The 15,784-nt window shown below is 72.8% G+C and carries 19 protein-coding genes; 12 read left to right on the forward strand and 7 right to left on the reverse strand.

All coding sequences use genetic code 11. The features are described 5' to 3' along the window. Nucleotides 1-39 precede the first annotated feature (39 nt). Together AB0H75_RS26085 and AB0H75_RS26090 are read left to right on the forward strand one after the other, a co-directional pair. Nucleotides 40-720, forward strand: coding sequence for an NUDIX domain-containing protein (locus AB0H75_RS26085; RefSeq protein WP_367800341.1), 681 nt, complete (start codon nucleotides 40-42; stop codon nucleotides 718-720). Continuing rightward, on the forward strand, nucleotides 707-1,249 hold the full coding sequence (locus tag AB0H75_RS26090) for a GNAT family N-acetyltransferase (protein ID WP_367800805.1): 543 nt from the start codon (nucleotides 707-709) through the stop codon (nucleotides 1,247-1,249). The genes AB0H75_RS26085 and AB0H75_RS26090 overlap by 14 nt, the downstream gene beginning before the upstream one ends. On the opposite strand, the gene AB0H75_RS26095 is transcribed toward AB0H75_RS26090, so the two are convergent. Next, nucleotides 1,185-2,408, reverse strand: coding sequence for an MFS transporter (locus AB0H75_RS26095; protein ID WP_367800343.1), 1,224 nt, complete (start codon nucleotides 2,406-2,408; stop codon nucleotides 1,185-1,187). The two genes, AB0H75_RS26090 and AB0H75_RS26095, sit on opposite strands and share 65 nt — an antisense overlap. A gap of 59 nt (nucleotides 2,409-2,467) precedes the next feature. Here AB0H75_RS26095 and AB0H75_RS26100 point away from each other — a divergent pair, with 59 nt between their 5' ends. Next, nucleotides 2,468-3,427, forward strand: coding sequence for a DUF5937 family protein (locus AB0H75_RS26100; protein WP_367800345.1), 960 nt, complete (start codon nucleotides 2,468-2,470; stop codon nucleotides 3,425-3,427). A 254-nt stretch (nucleotides 3,428-3,681) separates the two neighbouring features. Here the strand turns inward: AB0H75_RS26100 and AB0H75_RS26105 are convergent, their stop codons facing one another. Continuing rightward, nucleotides 3,682-4,308 (reverse strand): TetR/AcrR family transcriptional regulator, encoded by a 627-nt coding sequence (locus AB0H75_RS26105; RefSeq protein WP_367800347.1) that lies wholly within the window; start codon nucleotides 4,306-4,308, stop codon nucleotides 3,682-3,684. A gap of 107 nt (nucleotides 4,309-4,415) precedes the next feature. Beyond that, nucleotides 4,416-5,135, reverse strand: a complete 720-nt coding sequence (locus AB0H75_RS26110) for a histidine phosphatase family protein (protein ID WP_367800349.1) — start codon at nucleotides 5,133-5,135, stop codon at nucleotides 4,416-4,418. Nucleotides 5,136-5,346: 211 nt separating this feature from the next. On the opposite strand from AB0H75_RS26110, the gene AB0H75_RS26115 reads away from it, so the two are divergent. From AB0H75_RS26115 to AB0H75_RS26125, 3 genes are all read left to right on the forward strand, one after another. Then, nucleotides 5,347-5,799: a MarR family winged helix-turn-helix transcriptional regulator gene (locus AB0H75_RS26115; protein WP_367800351.1), complete on the forward strand. Its 453-nt coding sequence runs from the start codon at nucleotides 5,347-5,349 to the stop codon at nucleotides 5,797-5,799. Nucleotide 5,800: 1 nt separating this feature from the next. After that, nucleotides 5,801-7,030: an epoxide hydrolase family protein gene (locus tag AB0H75_RS26120; protein ID WP_367800353.1), complete on the forward strand. Its 1,230-nt coding sequence runs from the start codon at nucleotides 5,801-5,803 to the stop codon at nucleotides 7,028-7,030. 97 nt (nucleotides 7,031-7,127) lie between these two features. After that, nucleotides 7,128-7,472, forward strand: a complete 345-nt coding sequence (locus AB0H75_RS26125; RefSeq protein ID WP_367800355.1) for a hypothetical protein — start codon at nucleotides 7,128-7,130, stop codon at nucleotides 7,470-7,472. On the opposite strand, the gene AB0H75_RS26130 is transcribed toward AB0H75_RS26125, so the two are convergent. Next, nucleotides 7,355-8,395 carry a helix-turn-helix domain-containing protein gene (locus tag AB0H75_RS26130; RefSeq protein WP_367800357.1) on the reverse strand — a complete coding sequence of 347 codons (1,041 nt, stop codon included), beginning with the start codon at nucleotides 8,393-8,395 and terminating at the stop codon, nucleotides 7,355-7,357. The genes AB0H75_RS26125 and AB0H75_RS26130 overlap by 118 nt on opposite strands. Nucleotides 8,396-8,496: 101 nt before the next feature. Here AB0H75_RS26130 and AB0H75_RS26135 point away from each other — a divergent pair, with 101 nt between their 5' ends. Beyond that, on the forward strand, nucleotides 8,497-9,525 hold the full coding sequence (locus AB0H75_RS26135; protein WP_367800359.1) for a trans-acting enoyl reductase family protein: 1,029 nt from the start codon (nucleotides 8,497-8,499) through the stop codon (nucleotides 9,523-9,525). An 82-nt stretch (nucleotides 9,526-9,607) separates the two neighbouring features. Beyond that, nucleotides 9,608-10,258: a TetR/AcrR family transcriptional regulator gene (locus AB0H75_RS26140; protein ID WP_367800361.1), complete on the forward strand. Its 651-nt coding sequence runs from the start codon at nucleotides 9,608-9,610 to the stop codon at nucleotides 10,256-10,258. Between the two features lie 19 nt (nucleotides 10,259-10,277). On the opposite strand, the gene AB0H75_RS26145 is transcribed toward AB0H75_RS26140, so the two are convergent. The 3 genes from AB0H75_RS26145 to AB0H75_RS26155 all read right to left on the reverse strand — a co-directional run bounded on the left by AB0H75_RS26145 (nucleotide 10,278) and on the right by AB0H75_RS26155 (nucleotide 12,921). After that, nucleotides 10,278-11,762 (reverse strand): ATP-binding protein, encoded by a 1,485-nt coding sequence (locus AB0H75_RS26145; protein WP_367800363.1) that lies wholly within the window; start codon nucleotides 11,760-11,762, stop codon nucleotides 10,278-10,280. 113 nt (nucleotides 11,763-11,875) lie between these two features. Next, the gene (locus AB0H75_RS26150; RefSeq protein WP_367800365.1) at nucleotides 11,876-12,166 is read right to left on the reverse strand and encodes a hypothetical protein; all 291 of its coding nucleotides are present in this window, start codon (nucleotides 12,164-12,166) and stop codon (nucleotides 11,876-11,878) included. Nucleotides 12,167-12,456: 290 nt separating this feature from the next. After that, on the reverse strand, nucleotides 12,457-12,921 hold the full coding sequence (locus tag AB0H75_RS26155; RefSeq protein WP_367800367.1) for a hypothetical protein: 465 nt from the start codon (nucleotides 12,919-12,921) through the stop codon (nucleotides 12,457-12,459). A gap of 249 nt (nucleotides 12,922-13,170) precedes the next feature. Between AB0H75_RS26155 and AB0H75_RS26160 the strand changes: the two genes are divergently transcribed. The 4 genes from AB0H75_RS26160 to AB0H75_RS26175 all read left to right on the forward strand — a co-directional run bounded on the left by AB0H75_RS26160 (nucleotide 13,171) and on the right by AB0H75_RS26175 (nucleotide 15,641). Further along, entirely contained in the window at nucleotides 13,171-13,368 is a 198-nt protein-coding gene (locus tag AB0H75_RS26160) for a hypothetical protein (RefSeq protein WP_367800369.1), read from the forward strand. 361 nt (nucleotides 13,369-13,729) lie between these two features. Continuing rightward, the gene (locus AB0H75_RS26165) at nucleotides 13,730-14,047 is read left to right on the forward strand and encodes a hypothetical protein (protein WP_367800371.1); all 318 of its coding nucleotides are present in this window, start codon (nucleotides 13,730-13,732) and stop codon (nucleotides 14,045-14,047) included. After that, a complete protein-coding gene (locus AB0H75_RS26170) occupies nucleotides 14,044-14,235 on the forward strand; it encodes a ferredoxin (RefSeq protein ID WP_367800373.1) in 192 nt (63 codons plus the stop codon). The genes AB0H75_RS26165 and AB0H75_RS26170 overlap by 4 nt, the downstream gene beginning before the upstream one ends. A gap of 35 nt (nucleotides 14,236-14,270) precedes the next feature. Further along, complete coding sequence (locus AB0H75_RS26175; RefSeq protein ID WP_367800375.1) at nucleotides 14,271-15,641, forward strand: cytochrome P450; 1,371 nt, start codon at nucleotides 14,271-14,273, stop codon at nucleotides 15,639-15,641. The last annotated feature ends 143 nt before the right edge of the window (nucleotides 15,642-15,784 follow it).

A 15,784-nucleotide genomic window follows, 5' to 3' on the forward strand; every position in this document is an offset into this window, starting at 1 on the left:
ACTGACGGCACGCGACCTGGCCCGCCTGGAGGAGGCCCCGTGACCGCCGGGATCGACGAGCCCGACCGCCGTGGCCGCACCGGCCTGGACCAGGTGGGGCGCGACCTCGCCGGCAACCCCCGGGTCCGGGTGCGCGACGTGCGGCTCCTGGCCTGCCACTGGTACGTGCTGCGCACCACCACCTTCGACTACCGGCACGCCGACGGCCGCTGGAGCACGCAGGAGCGGGAGACCTACGACCGCGGCAACGGCGCCACGGTCCTGCTGTACGACGCCGCCCGCCGTACCGTCCTGCTGACCCGGCAGTTCCGCTACCCCGCCTACGTCAACGGCCACCCGGACGGCATGCTGCTGGAGACCGCCGCCGGGCTGCTCGACGACGAGGCCCCGGAGGCGGCCGTCCGGCGCGAGGCCGCCGAGGAGACCGGCCACGCCATCGGCGAGGTCGAGCACGTCTTCACCGTCTACATGAGCCCCGGCTCGGTCACCGAGCGCCTGCACTTCTACGCCGCCCCCTACAGCCCCGCCACCCGCGCCACCGGCGGTGGCGGGGTCGCCGCGGAGGGCGAGGACATCGAGGTGGTCGAGCTGGGCTTCGACCACGCCCTCGACCTGGTGCGCGGCGGCGCCATCGCCGACGCCAAGACGATCATGCTGCTCCAGTGGGCCGCCCTGCACGGCCCGTTCGCCCGGAACGCCCCGTACGATCTCCTCCAGTGACGACCCGGACACCCCAGCCCTCGTCCCCCGCCGAGCTGCGCACTTCCCGGCCACGCTCAGCCGCGCGGAGAGCTACGCGTTCGCCGCCGCCGGCGACGACGCCATCACCCGCCAGGGCTGGGGGCGCTGGGCGCTGGAGGTGGTCGCGACCGGCGAGTTCATCGGCTTCACCGGGCTGCACCGGCCCACGTTCGAGGCCCCGTTCCTGCCGGCCGTCGAGATCGCCTGGCGGCTGGCCCGCCAGGCGTGGGGGCACGGCTACGCCACCGAGGCGGCCACCGCCGCGCTCGGCTTCGCCTTCGACCGCCTCGGCCTGGACGAGGTGGTCTCCTTCACCGCGACGGTCAACACCCGCTCCAGCGCGGTCATGAAACGCCTCGGCATGACCCACGACGCCGCCGGCGACTTCGACCACCCCGTCCTGCCGCCCGGCCACCGGCTCCGCCGCCACGTGCTGTACCGCATCACGGCCGAGGACTGGCGCCGCGAGCACCGGCCCTCGCCGGGCCCCCCGCGGGAGCGGCCGTGACCGGGCCCGGCCGCAGCCCACGCGCCAGCGCCAGCGTGACCGCGACGGACGCCGCCGCCATCGCCGTCATGGCGGTCGCCGCCGAGGTGAGCTGAGCGAGCGCTCCGGCGAGCGCGGCGCCCACGCCCTGCAGGGTGAGCATGCCGGCCGAGTGCAGCCCCAGGGCGTGCCCGCCCATCTCCTCCGGCGTCAGCGCCATCAGCCGCTCCTGGAGCAGCAGGCTCGCCGCGTACCCGGTGGACGCCGACGCCACGACCGCCACCGCCACCGGCAGCCCCGGTTCCAGCGCGAAGGCCAGGTACGGCACGGCCAGCAGGAGGCGGAGCGGCGAGCCCAGCCGCTCCCGCCAGGACGCCGGGACGAACCGGCCCACCACCACGTCCCCAGCCAGCATGCCCGCCGCCCCCGCCGCGAACAGCACCCCCGCGTGCTCCGGCGCGTAGGGGACGAACAGCGACTCGCAGCCGACGATCAGCCCGTTGGGCACCCACAGCGCGAGGTACACGTGACGGCGGGGGGCCGACGACCACAGCAGCACGTTCGCCCGCCAGGTCGCCGCGACCGACGGCCGCCCGGCGGCCCGCGGCGGCCGGTGGCCGAGCCCGTACCGGAGGACGGCCGCCTCGGCCAGGTGGAGCGCGGCGGCCGCGAGCAGAGCGCCGCGCGGGCTCAGCGCGGCCACCAGGGCGCCGCCGCCCGCGAACCCGGCGATCTGCACCACCCCCATGGCCATGTTCATCACCGAGCGGCCCAGCAGGTAGCCCTCGCGCGGCAGCAGCTCGTTGAGCAGCCCCCACCGCACCCCGCCGCCCAGCGAGGCGACCGGCCCGAGCCCCAGCAGCACGGCGAAGAGCGCCCAGACCGGCAGCCCGGGCACGGCCAGCACGGCGGTCCCCAGGCCGAGAACGGCGGCGATGCCCGCCAGCGCGGCCCGGGGCGGCAGCCGGTCGGCGGCCGACAGCAGCACCGTCGCCCCCGCCACCTGGGCCAGGGAGGGCCCGAACATGCTCAGCGCGGCGAGCAGCGGCGATCGGGTGGTCGCGTAGACGAGCACGCCCAGCGCCAGGCCGCTCGTCGTCGAGGCGGTCACCTGCACGGAGGTCGCCACGAAGAGCGGGGTGAAGCCGGCGGTCCGCAGGAGTTGTCCGTAGGTACGCATGCCGCGAGCCTGCGGGCCGCGCCCGCGCGGGCGTTAGAGTTTCGCGGGGAGGCGAAAGCATGGGCTGGTGGCTGATCGGCGCCGACACGCTGGCGGGCGGCAGGTTCGTCGTCTCACCGCTGGCCGAGACCACCGCGAGCCTGCTCGCCCTGGCCAAGGGGACGGCCGCGCACCCGGCCGGGCAGCGGTGGCTCGACGCCCACCTGCCCGCCTACCGCGCCCGGCTCGACCCCGTCACCGCGCTGCTCGTCCACGCCGCGCTGGGGCAGGAATGGCTCGCCGACTTCTGTACGCCCCCACCCGCCGAGGAGGAGCGCACCTTCGCCGAGGAGCTGGAGGTCGTCCGCCGCACGCCGGGGGAGCGGGCCCTCGCGGACGTGGCCGTGTCCATGCGCGGCACGCTGCCCGCCGGCCTCGACCGTCCCGACCTCCCCGAGCGCCTCGCCGGCCTGCTGGAGTGGGTGTGGACGCACACGGTGCTGCCCGAGTGGCCGCGCCGCCGCCGGGTGATCGAGGCCGACATCGTGGCCCGTACGGCCCGGCTCGGCCAGGGCGGCTGGGCCGCGGTGCTGGACGGGCTGCGCCCCGGCATGCGCTGGCTGGGCGGCGGCCGCCTGCGGATGAACGCCAACGACTACCCGCCCCGGGAGATCTCCGGCGCCCGCCTGCTGTTCGTCCCGGTCACTCCCGACCACGCCTGGGTCACCTGGGACGAGCCGCGCCGCTACGCCGTGGTCTACCCGTGCTCCGGCGTGCTGGCCGAGCCGGACCGCCGCGCTGCGGAGCCCGGCCCCCTGGACAGGCTGCTGGGCGCCGGCCGGGCGAGGGTGCTCGTCCTGCTCGACGCGCCGAAGAGCACCACCCAGCTCGTGGCGCTCACCGGGCAGGGCCTGGGCTCGGTCGGCCGCCATCTGAAGGTGCTCCTCGACGCCCGCCTGGTAGGGCGCCGCCGCGCGGGCCGGTCCGTGCTGTACTACCGGACGGAGGCGGGCGAGGCCCTGATCCAGGCGCAGCAGTAACCCGCACAAAACGGACAAATGTGTATAAGGCTGGCTCGATGGGTAGAGGAGTAGTGGGATCGAGTGCCCTGGCGGCGTCCCGGCCTTCATGGAGGTCGGGACGTTCGCTTGTCCGAAACCTATACAAACCGGACATAGAGCCGCTAGCCTGGCATCGCTCCAGGTGAACGGCCTGGAGCGCCAACGTCCCCGCCCCGGCGGCCGGCCTCCTGCGGCCTCCGGGGCGGCCTTTGGGGCGGCCTTCAGGGCGGCCTTCAGGGCGGGCCGATCGCCTTGGCGGCGGTGAGGACGAAGGCGGTGATGTCCTCGATGTAGCGGGCGCTGCGCGCGGTCATCTCCGGGCGCAGCTCCTCGGGGGTGGCCAGGACGTGGTTGAGCACCCCGCCGAGCAGGGTGTCCAGGATGAGGGTGGGCGAGGCGTGCTCGCCCAGCTCGCCCCGCGCGATGGCGCGGCGGACGATCGCCCTGGCCTCCAGGGCCCGGGTGCGGCGCAGGGTGGCCGCCAGCTCGCCGAACAGCTCAGGATAGGCGCGCGCCTCGACGTGCAGGCGCAGCCCGGCCAGCCCGTACGGGCCGAGGTAGTGGGCCATCAGCGCGCGGGCCAGCTCGCGCAGGTCGTCGTCCACGTTTCCGGTGTCGATGGCGATGGCGGGCAGCACCAGCGCCCACTCCAGGGCGTCGGCGACCAGCTTCTCGCGGGTGGGCCAGCGGCGGTAGACGGCGGCCTTGCCGATGCCGGCCCGGCGGACCACCGCGTCCACGGTGAACTTCGCCCAGCCCAGCTCGGCGTACAGCTCGACGGCCGCCCGCAGGGCCTTGCGGCCGACCTCCGCGTCGCGGGGGCGCCCCGGCCCGGCGGCCGCGGTCACGGGTTCGCGCACGGCGCACCTCCTGTCGGGCCCTCTGCCGAGACTGTAGTGGCGCCGCCCCGGCCGGGCCACGTACGCCGGCCGGGCGGTCCCGAGCGGGCGGTCCCGGGCAGGCGGGCTCAGGTGGGCGGGGCCGCCGTCGTGGTGAAGGTCGCCGTCAGGTGGGCGGTGTCGTTGAAGCGACGCAGGATCCACCGCTCGCCGGCCACCACCAGGTGCGACACCGACGCGTTGTCGGCCCCGAGGAACGCGAACGGCCGCGAGCCGGTGGCCGCCGCCAGCGCCTCGGCGATCACGCCGCCGTGGGTCACCACGGCGATCCGCTGGTCGGGATGGGCGGCGGCCAGCCTGCCCAGCACCTCGCGCACCCGTACGGAGAAGTCCGCCGCCGGCTCCGCGCCGGGGATCACGTCCCAGCGCTCCTCGGCCGACATCCGCCGCGCGATCGGGTGCCCCTCGGCCACCATGCGCCGGAACAGGCCGCCCTCCCACTCGCCGAGGTGCACCTCGCGCAGCGCGGGCTCCACCACGGGCGCCAGCCCGAGCCGGGCGGCGAGCGGCGCGGCCGTCTCGGACGTGCGCCGCAGCGTGCTCACGTAGATCGCGTCGATCCGCTCGGCGCCGAGCCGCAGCGCGACCCGCTCGGCCTGCTCCCGGCCCTCGGGCGCCAGGCCGGGGTCGCCCTGGCCGTCCACCAGGGGGAACGGCCGGTCGGCGCGGGCGGGCTCGGACTCGCCGTGCCGCACCAGCAGGATCTCGGTCGCGCCGGGCGGCGTGCGGAACCGGCCCTGCCGGTACTCCTCCGGCCGCCGGCTGTCGGATTCCGGCTCATCTTTCACAAGCACCGAACAGTACGCCATCCACCCGCCGGGACGGCCACAGGGCCGCGCCCGCACGTGCCGTCGCGACCCCGGTCCACCTCACCGGCGTGGACGACGACCCGGCCCGCGCCGTGACCCCGGAGTGCCGGACACGTCTCGTTCACCGGCCCCGACGCGTCGACCCCAAAAAAGATAGGTAACTTATATAAAATCATGATACTTTCCTCGGGTGCCGCCCACGCCGCAGCCTGACGAGCTCAACGTCGCCGACCTGACCGCCGTCCTGGAGGACTTCACCCGGATGTTCATCCGGCTGCCCGCCGTGCAGCGGCTGAGCTTCACGACGTTGTCGGTGCTCCACACGCTGGCCGGGCGGGGCCCCAAGAGGCTCACCGAGCTGGCCGCCGGCGAGCAGGTCACCCAGCCGGCCATCACCCAGATGGTCACCAAGCTGGAGCGCGACGGCCTGGTCGAGCGCCTGCCGGACCCGTCCGACCGCCGTGCCGTGCTCGTCCGCCTCACCGAGGCGGGAGCCGCGATCGTGCACGCGCGGCGCGCCGACCGCATGGCGCACCTCGCCGACCTGACCGGCGCGCTCACCCCCGCCGAGCGGGCGGCCATCGCGGCCGCCCTGCCGGCGCTGGCCCGGATGAGCGAGCTGCACGAGCACCCGAGGAGATGACATGTCCCCCGCCCGCCCGTTCCCGCTGGAGCCCGTGCCGCTCCACGTCCCCGACGACGTCCTGGACGACCTGCGCCGCCGCCTGGAGCTGACCCGCTGGCCCGCCGACGCCGGCAACGAGGACTGGTACTACGGCGTCAACGGCGCCTACCTGCGCGAGCTGGTCGACTACTGGCGCACCGGCTACGACTGGCGCAAGGCCGAGGCCGCCATGAACGCCTACGAGCACTACCGGGTCACCGTCGAGGGCGTGCCGGTGCACTTCATGCGACGGCCCGGCGCCGGCCAGGACCCGACGCCGCTGATCCTCACCCACGGCTGGCCGTGGACGTTCTGGCACTGGTCCAAGGTCGTGGACCCGCTCGCCGACCCGGCCGCGCACGGCGGCGACCCGGCCGACGCCTTCGACGTGATCGTGCCGTCCTTCCCCGGCTTCGGCTTCTCCGGCCCGCTGCCCGACCACCCGGACATGAACTACTGGAAGGTCGCCGACCTCTGGCACACGCTCATGACCGGCGTCCTCGGCCACGAGCGCTACGCCGCGGCGGGCTGCGACGTCGGCGCGATGGTGTGCGGGCAGCTCGGCCACAAGTACGCCGCCGAGCTGTACGGCATCCACATCGGCTCGGGCCAGAAGCTCACCCTGTTCAACGGCGACCGGGCCTGGGACTTCAGCGGCGGCCGGCCCATCCCCGAAGGGCTGCCGGCCGACGTCCACGCCCGCGTCCTCGAAATGGACCGCCGCTTCGCCGTGCACCTGGCCGCGCACCTGCTGGCGCCGAGCACGCTCGCCTACGGGCTGTCCGACTCGCCCGCCGGGCTGCTGGCCTGGATCCTGGAGCGCTGGGTCAAGTGGAGCGACCACGGCGGCGACATCGAGACCGTCTTCACCAAGGACGACCTGCTCACCCACGCCATGATCTACTGGGTGACCAACTCCATCGGCACCTCCATCCGCACCTACGCCAACAACAACCGCTACCCGTGGACCCCGTCCCACGACCGGTGGCCGGTCGTGGAGGCGCCGACCGGCATCACGTTCGTCGCGCACGAGAACCCGCCCGGCGTCACCACCGACGGGCGGGTGCGGCACTTCCTCGAAAGCGACCGGGCCGCCTGGTACAACCACGTCAACCTCACCGCCCACGACCGCGGCGGCCACTTCATCCCGTGGGAGATCCCGGAGGAGTGGGTGGACGACCTGCGCCGCACCTTCCACGGCCGCCGCTGACCCCCGCGCGCGTGCTGGGGGCGGCGGCCACGCTGTGGTCGTGGTGCTGGTACGACGACGTCACGCTGCAGGACATCGCCGATCGCCTGCCCGCGCCATGCGCGACCTGCTGACCGCCATCGACTCCCGGAAGGGCACCATGCCTAAGAGCTTCCTGCTCGCCACCTGGGCCGGAGGCGGAGCCGTGCCGCTCGGGCGCGACCAGGGTGAGGTGGCCCGGCACGTCGGGCTCGCCGGCGCCGGGGTCACCGTGAGCAGGAACGCCTCGCCCCGCACGATCGCCCGGGCGGTCGCCCGGGTCCTCGGCGAGCCCTCGTACCGGCGTCAGGCGGAGCGGCTGGCGGCCGCCATCGCCGCCGAGACGGCCACCGACCGGGCGGTCGCCGAGCTCGAAGCGCTCGCCGGGCGGCCGGCCGGCGACGAGCGGAACGTGCGGCGGTAGGTGTCCGGCGGCACGCCGACCGTGCGGTTGAAGTGCCGGCGCAGCGTCGTGGCGGTGCCCATGCCGGTGGCCGCCGCGATGGCGTCCACGCTGTCGTCGGTCGTCTCCAGCAACTCCTGGGCGCGGCGGATGCGCTGGACCAGCAGCCATTGCAGCGGGGTGGTGCCGGTCACCGTCCTGAAGTGGCGGCCCAGGTTGCGCGAGCTCATGTTCGCCTGCCGGGCCAGGTCCTCGACGGTCAGCGGGCGGTCCAGCCGCTCGATCACCCAGGGCATCAGCCCGGCGAGCGGGTGGTTGCCCGGGGCGGGCACCGGGGTGGTGACGAACTGGGACTGGCCGCCGTCCCGGTGCGGCGGCACGACCAGGCGGCGGGCCACGGTGTTGGCGACCGAGGAGCCGTGGTCGAGGCGCACCAGGTGCAGGCACAGGTCCATGGCCGCGGCCTTGCCCGCGGAGGTGAGCACGCTGCCGCTGTCCACGTACAGGACGTCCGGGTCCACCTCCACCCGGGGGTGGCGGGCGGCCAGGTCGCCGGTGTGCGCCCAGTGCGTGGTGGCACGCCTGCCGTCCAGCAGGCCGGCGGCGGCCAGCACGAACGCGCCCGTGCACAACGAGGCCACCCGGGCGCCGGCGTCGTGGGCCGCGCGGACCGCCTCGACCAGGCCGGCGGGCGGCTCGACCTCGACGTCGGCCCATCCGGGGACGATCACCGTGCCGGCGTCCCGGAGCCGGTCGAGGCCGTGGTCGGGCTCCAGCAGGAACCGGCCGGCCCGCACCGGGCCGGGGCCGCAGACGGCGAAGTCGTACCAGCGGCCGGCCATGCCGTCCGGCACGGTGCCGAAGACCTCGTACGCCAGCGACAGCTCGAAGTGCAACATCCCGTCGGTGACGGCGAGCGCGACGGCGCTCCGGTCTGACTCCATGTCCGGAATTGTACGGGTGATGGCGTTCCAGACACTCACGGTGGGCTGCCGTTCCTCGCCAGGATGGTTCCCGGCAAGCCGATGAAGCACAGGGAGAGATCATGGCATCGGAGCAGACCGTGGTGGTGTACGGCGCGTACGGGCACACCGGCCGTTTCGTGGTGGCGCGACTGCGGGAGCGCGGGTTCGTCCCGGTGCTGTCGGGTCGTGACGCCGGCAGGCTGAAGGAACTGGCGGCCGAGACGGGGCTGGAGGACCGCCCGGCGGCGGTGGACGACCCGGCCGCGCTCGACCGGGCGCTGGCCGGCGCGGCGGCCGTGATCAACTGTGCCGGGCCCTTCGCCACGACGGCCGCCCCCGTGATCGAGGCGGCGCTGCGGGCCGGCGTCCCGTACGTGGACGTGGCGGCCGAGATCGAGGCCAACGCCGACACCTTCGCGCACTTCGCCGAGCGTGCCCGCGCCGAGCAGGCGGTGATCGTCCCGGCGATGGCCTTCTACGGCGGCCTCGGCGACCTGCTGGTCACCGCCGCGATGGGCGACTGGAGCGCGGCCGACGAGGCGCACGTCGCGTACGGGCTGAGCGGCTGGCACCCCACGGCCGGGACGCGCGCCGCGGGCGTGGTCTCCCGGGAGCGGCGCGACGGCCGGCGGGTCCGCTACGCGAACGGGCGGCTGGAGTACCGCGACGACGCGCCGCCCACCCTGGAGTGGACCTTCCCCGAGCCGGTGGGCCCCAGGACCGTCATCGGGGAGTTCTCGATGGCCGACGTGGTCACCGTCCCCAGCCACCTGCCCATCCCCGAGGTGCGTACCTACATGACGGTCGAGGCGGCCCGCGACATCGCCGACCCCGGCACCCCCGCCCCGGCCGCGACCGACGAGCTGGGCCGCTCGGCGCAGACCTTCCTCGTCGAGGTCGTGGTGCGCTCCGGCGGCGAGGAGCGGCGCGCCGTGGCGAGCGGCCAGGACATCTACGCCGTGACCGCCCCGCTCGCGGTGGAGGCGGTGGACCGCATCCTCACCGGGCGGACCAGGACCGCCGGCGTCGCCTCGGCGGGCGAGATCTTCGACGCGCCGGACTTCCTGCGCGCGCTGTCCCCGCACGTCTCGGTGGACCTGCCCCGGTGACGGCGGGAGCCGGGCCACGGGGCCGCCGACGCCCCGGGTCCGGCTCGCGGTGCGGCACGTGAGGGGTCACTAGGATGGCTGGATGACCTCTCAGCCCGCCGCCCCCGAACGCCAGCGGGACGCCGAGCGCACCAAGGCGGAGATCCTCGAAGTCGCGCAGCAGGAGTTCGCCCGGCACGGCTACGCGGGGGCGCGGGTGGACGAGATCGCCGCCCGCATGCGCACCACCAAGCGCATGATCTACTACTACTTCGGCAGCAAGGAGCGGCTCTACGTCGCGGTGCTGGAGAAGGCCTACGCCGAGGTCCGCGAGATGGAGCAGGCGATCGAGGTGGAGCACCTGGCGCCGGTGGAGGCCATCCGCACGCTGGCCGAGCTGACCTTCGACCACCACGACGCCCACCGCGACTTCATCAAGCTGGTCGCCATCGAGAACATCCACCAGGCCGAGCACATCCGCAAGTCGGCGGTGCTGGCCGGGCTGGGCACGCCCGTGCTCGACCTCATCTCCCGCATCCTCGACGCCGGGCAGGAGTCGGGCGACTTCGTCACCGGGGCCGACGCCATCGACGTGCACATGCTGATCAGCTCGTTCTGCTTCTTCCGGGTGGCCAACCAGCACACCTTCGGCGCGCTGTTCGGACGCGACATGACCGCACCCGAGCACCGCGAGCGCCTGCGCCGGATGGTGGGGGACGCGGTCGTGGCCTACCTGCGCGGCCCCGCCACCTGACCCCCGCCCCGGCAGCCCCTCACACCCGCAGGACGGTCACCTGGCGGCCGGACGGTGTGATCGCCTGCCCGAAACCGCCGCGCTCCTTCCACGGCGGGGCCTCGGGGCGGCGGTCGAAGACGACCAGGACACCGGTGGGCAGGGTCAGCCGGTCGAGGTAGCGGTCGAGCTGGGCCAGCCCCTCGGGCTCCGGGTCGTCCGCGCCGGGCCGCCACACCTTCAGCTCCATGGCCTCGCGCTGCACAAGACGCTCGCCGTCGGGGCCGTCGTACGGCCAGCGGATCAGCACGTCCAGGCGTTTGGTGCCGGCGGCGTACTCGCGGTCGAGGTAGCCGCCGCCGTTGACCAGGCGGTGCAGGAAGGCCATGAGGACGATCTGGCACGCGGCCTCGTGGTAGCCCTCCTGCTGGATGAGGACCTCGCCGTGCTCGCGCCAGAACACGACGAACTCCTCCAGCAGGCGCGGCAGGTCGAAGCGCCCGTCGGGGAGCACGAAGCTGCGCGGGTCGGCGTGGATGTTCTGCTCCGTCAGGTCGCCCAGCACGCGCAGGATGACCTCCCGGTAGATCGGGTTGGCCACCTGCGGCGGGGGTTTCTGCGTGATCAGCCCCAGGTCGCGGGCGTAGGACAGGTCCTCGGTGTTGTGGCGGTCGACGTAGGGGCGGCCGGCCACGATCGGCTCGACCACCCGCTTGACCCGGGGCTCGTACAGACGGGCCGCCAGGGAGTCCAGGTGGGTGGCGCGGGCCCGGATCAGCCGCTCCTTCGCGTCCTCCACCTGCGCGACGCCGATCGTCCCTGTCACTCCCATCTTGAAGGTGATCTCATGGGCGAGGGCGTTGACCAGCCAGGGTTGTCCCTGGGTCAGCTCGAAGACGCGGTCCACGGCGTCCTTGGTGAACTCCTGGCCGGTCGCCCGGGTGTGCTGGTCGTACAGCTCGGCGATCTGGTCGGCGGTGAAGTCGCCCAGGCGCAGCGAGTCGGCGAGGATGTTGAACGGGCTGGCCGCGTTGAACCGCTCGGCGACACCCCCAGAGGCGACCTTGTAGTCACGCAGGTCACGCAACCCGCACAACACCACCGACGCGGGGAACGGATAGCCCTTCGATCGCCTGTTGTGGCCGTCGCGTAGCTGGCTGAGAATGCTGGCCAGACTCTCGCCCCGCAGAGCGTCGATCTCGTCCAGGAACAGCACCACCCGGCGCGGACAGCGCCGGCACCACGCCCGCAGCGCCGCACCGAACCGGCTGCCCGGCGTGATCCGCGGCCAGGACCGTGGCGGCAGCAGTTTCTTCGGCCAGCCCGACAGATCGGCGGCCTCGCGGAGGGAGTCCAGCAGAAGCGACTCCGCCCAATCGACGTCGTCACCGGCCGCTTTGGCGCGCTCACAGGAGAACGTCAGGGCGACCGTGTCGCCTTTGGCGGTCAGGTCGGAAGCCAGAGCGTCCAGGACGGTGGTTTTCCCGGTCTGCCGAGGGGCGTGCAGAACGAAGTAGCGGTCCACGTCGATGAGGGTCCGCGCTTCCGGAAGCCGTGGCGCGGGTGGAAGCATGTAGTGGAGCTGCGGATCACAGGGACCGGTGGTATTGAAATATCTTGCTCTAGGCGGTGGCACGATTACATTCTGTCATCATTCTGATGTGGCGTTCCGAAGATCCTCAGGTAGGCCTCGGTCAGCTCCTCGTCGGTGAAAGGTCCGTACTGTTCCCGGTTCAGCAGGTCGGCGTGCAGGAACCAGTGCCGCAGCAGGAACTCCCGGCAGAGCGGGTTGGTGATCTCCGGTACTCCGGTTTCCCGGATGAGACCCAGATCGCGAATGTCGGAGATGTCGCGGTCGAAGGAGGCGTCCGGGTCCGGCGGCGTTCCCGCCATGACCGACTGGATCATCCGTGGCCACGTGGTCGTCACCGGTTGTCCTGGCGGTTTCGCAGGAGAACATCAGGGTGGCGATGTCGCCCTCGGCGTCCAGCTCGGACGACAGCGCGTGCAGCGCCGTCGTCTTCCCGGTGTGAACGGCACCATGGAGTGGTGCCCGGGATCGCAGGGGCCGGTGGTGTTGAAGTACTTCGCTCCGGGTAGAAGTACTTCGCTCCGGGTGATCACATCACCGCACTGCGTCACTCGATTCCCCGGCTGCTGGAGAGTGGCCGTCCCGGGCACGGTGCGACGTGACGGTCCGGGCCGTCCTGGAGCGCCGGCTACGGGGGTTTGGGGTCGAGGCGGGCGAGGTTGGCGAGGGATCGGGCGAGGTCGGGCTTCACCGGGGGTCTGATGTTTCCTTTGACATCGCTTCGCCCGAGGATTTCGGCCACTCTTTCGCATGTGCTCCTTCTGTTACTTATGCCGCGAACGCCGGATATGGAGAGTTGAGTGGCGTCTGCCAGGGTTGACAGCTGGTAGGGGCGTGGTCGTACGAAATGGCGGCCGTAGGCCACTAATAGTGCTATTTGGTTCTCTATTTCGGCCTTGAGGGCGGATAGTTCACGTAGCTTGTCCTCAAGAGGGTCCGTTTCAGCGGCTTTTTGGTGCGCCGCCGCCATCGCGGTGGCACGTCGTGCCTTCAGCTCCTTCCTCACCTGCTGGAGCTCGATCCGGTCGGGGTACCTCGACCTTTCCGGCGCCGGATAGAGCAGTTGGACGATGTCCTTGATGATCTCATGCATGCGCTTCTCGCTGGTCTTTTGCGGTTCGTGCACATACTTGCACGAGAAGTGGGGTGAAAACCGGGATATCGGGATACCGAGGTGGAGGATGGTTCCCCAGAGAGGGAAATCAAAAGATGAGAATACTGGGGCATACGCGGTTATCTTGTGGGAGCCTTGGCGTGTGGGCGCCATACGCGAACGGCCCCCCGATAGCGCGGGAGGCCGTTCTGCGGTGCCCTTTTCAACCACGAGAAAAGAGAACTCATTGTGAGACTATCGTCCTTCCGGCGTCCTCCGAAGGGAGACGGCCAGAATCCCGGGGATGAGCACCGGCTTCCCCTCCGCTGGGCCGTCATCCTGCTGGCGGCTCTCGGCACCGGCGTGCTGGTGGGTGGCCTGACCGGACCGGCCGGCGGTGTGGTCGCCGCCGTCGCCGTCGCGACCCTCTTCCACGCCATCCTCTAGTAACGCCGACACGGCCGGGCGACGAGCCGGCCGGCCGCCCCGGCCTCGTGCGAGGCCGGGGCGGCCGGCGTTCCGGCCCGCGTCACGGGGCGGCCGCCCGCAGCGACGGCGTGGCGGGAGGAGGCGTGGCGGGAGGAACCGCCGACGACCAGTACGCGGCAACCGCGCGGAACCCGATCGGGACCACGGCCGGCCGATCACCCTGCGGACCCGGTGGAACGTCGTCCGTCTCGTTCGGCCGAATCGCGATTTCCGTCCTGTCATTCCGCCTTTCGGGTCGTCCGGTGATGCTCGCACCCTTCGTGGAGGCTCGCATATGGATCGTTCCAGCCCCCGTGGACCCGGAGAGGAGTTCCGGATCATGGCCATCGCCGCCGCCGACCTGGACGACCTGCGAGTTGCGGCTACGGCCGGGTGCCGGGGGCGGACGGCGGCGCCGCGCGAGCTGGACCTCGGCGTCAAGGCGCTCGGCATCAAGGCGCTCGCCTCCAACCCGCGCAAGAGGCCGCCCGCGACAGGGCTGGCCTTCGACGCCGGGGGCCGGTGGGGGTTAAGCTGCGCGCGGGCAGCCCGAGCACGTCCGCCGTGGCCCGGCCCCGTCCCGCTCGGACGCGTTCTCCCCGCCGCGCCACGGCACCGGCCGGACGGCCGTCATCGCGAGGTGAGGGAGGCGGCGTGAAAGTACGGGTGGATCCGGAGTTGTGCCAGGGGCACACGCTCTGCAACATGATCGCTCCCCAGGTGTTCGAGCTCGACGAGATCGATGGGCACTCCCGCGTCGTGGACGAGGACGTCCCCGCCGGCGAGCGGGCGCGGGTGGCCGAGGCCGTCAGGTCCTGCCCGGAACGGGCGATCTCCACCTTCTGACCAGATGATCCTCGGCGACCAAGGAGGGCGGCACCGTGCACGAGGACGGGCACGAGGACGGGCACGAGCACGAGGACGGGCGTCACCGGTACCGCTTCGACCGGCACGCTCCCGGGTACCGCGACCGGTTCGCGTCCATCACGCGGGAGATGCACGCCAGGTGCCCCGTCGCCTGGAGCGACACCTACGGCGGCCATTGGGTGGCGGCGGGGCACCAGGAGGTGTTCGAGCTGGCCCGCCGCGCCGACGTGTTGTCGAACGACCATGACGTCAAGGGCGAGCGGCGCGGCTACCAGGGCGTCACGATCCCGACGCCCGAGGGGGCGACCAGGGCCGGTTTCCTGGAGATGGACCCGCCGGAGCAGCGTCACTACCGGCAGGCGCTCAACCCGTACCTGTCGCCGGCGGCGGTCGCCCGCTGGCTGCCGTTCGTGGACGAGGTGGTACGCGCCTGCCTGGACGACAGGATCGAGGAGGGGCGCATCGACTTCGTGGACGACCTGGCCAACATCGTGCCCGCCGTCCTCACGCTGGCCATGACGGGCATCCCCCTGGAGAAGTGGACGCTCTACAACGAGCCCATGCACGCCGTGGTCTACACCCCGCCGGACTCGCCCGACGCGCCGCGCGTCACCCGGATGTTCCTGGAGATGGTGCTGGACCTGACCACCGAGCTGGAGCGGGTCCGCGCCGAGCCGCGTCCCGGGCTGATCGACGCGCTGCTGCGGGCCGACATCGGCGGCGCGGCCCCGGCCTTCGAGGACCTGGTGGGGTCGCTGGTCCTGATCATCGGCGGCGGCTTCGACACGACGACCGCGCTCACCGCGCACGCGCTGGAATGGCTGTCGGAGCACCCGGACGAGCGCGAGCGGCTCAGCCGCGACCGCGACACCCTGCTCGATCCGGCCACCGAGGAGTTCCTGCGGTTCTACACCCCGGCGCCGGGCGACGGGCGCACGTTCTCCGCCGACTGCGAGATCGCCGGCACCCGGTTCAGGGAGGGCGAGCGCATCTGGCTGTCGTGGGCGATGGCCAACCGCGACGCGTCGGTCTTCCCCGACCCCGACACCCTCGACCTGGCCCGTACGGGCAACCGGCACAGCAGCTTCGGGCTGGGCGTCCACCGCTGCATCGGCTCGAACGTGGCCCGCGCGGTGTTCAAGCGCATGCTGCTGCAGGTGCTCGACCGCATGCCCGGCTACCGGTGCGATCCCGGGGGCGCGGTGCACTACGACACCGTCGGCGTCATCAACGGCATGCGCCACCTGCCGGCCGCCTTCACCCCCGGGCGCCGCCTCGGCCCCGGGCTCGACGAGACCCTGGGCGAGTTGCAGCGGATCTGCGACGAGCAGCGGCTCGCCGAGCCGGTCACGGTCCGCGGGACGGCGGCGCGGATCGACCGGTGACAGCGGCCGGTGACAGCGGCCGGCGGCATCGGCCGGTGACATCGATCGGCGGCATCGATCGGCGGCATCGATCGGCGGCATCGATCGGTGGCATCGGCCGGTGGCAGGGCGCGGTCGCGCGTGAAAGTTACACGCCTTGCGGG

The sequence above is a fragment of the Nonomuraea sp. NPDC050783 genome, assembly GCF_040802095.1.
Taxonomy (GTDB): Bacteria; Actinomycetota; Actinomycetes; order Streptosporangiales; family Streptosporangiaceae; genus Nonomuraea.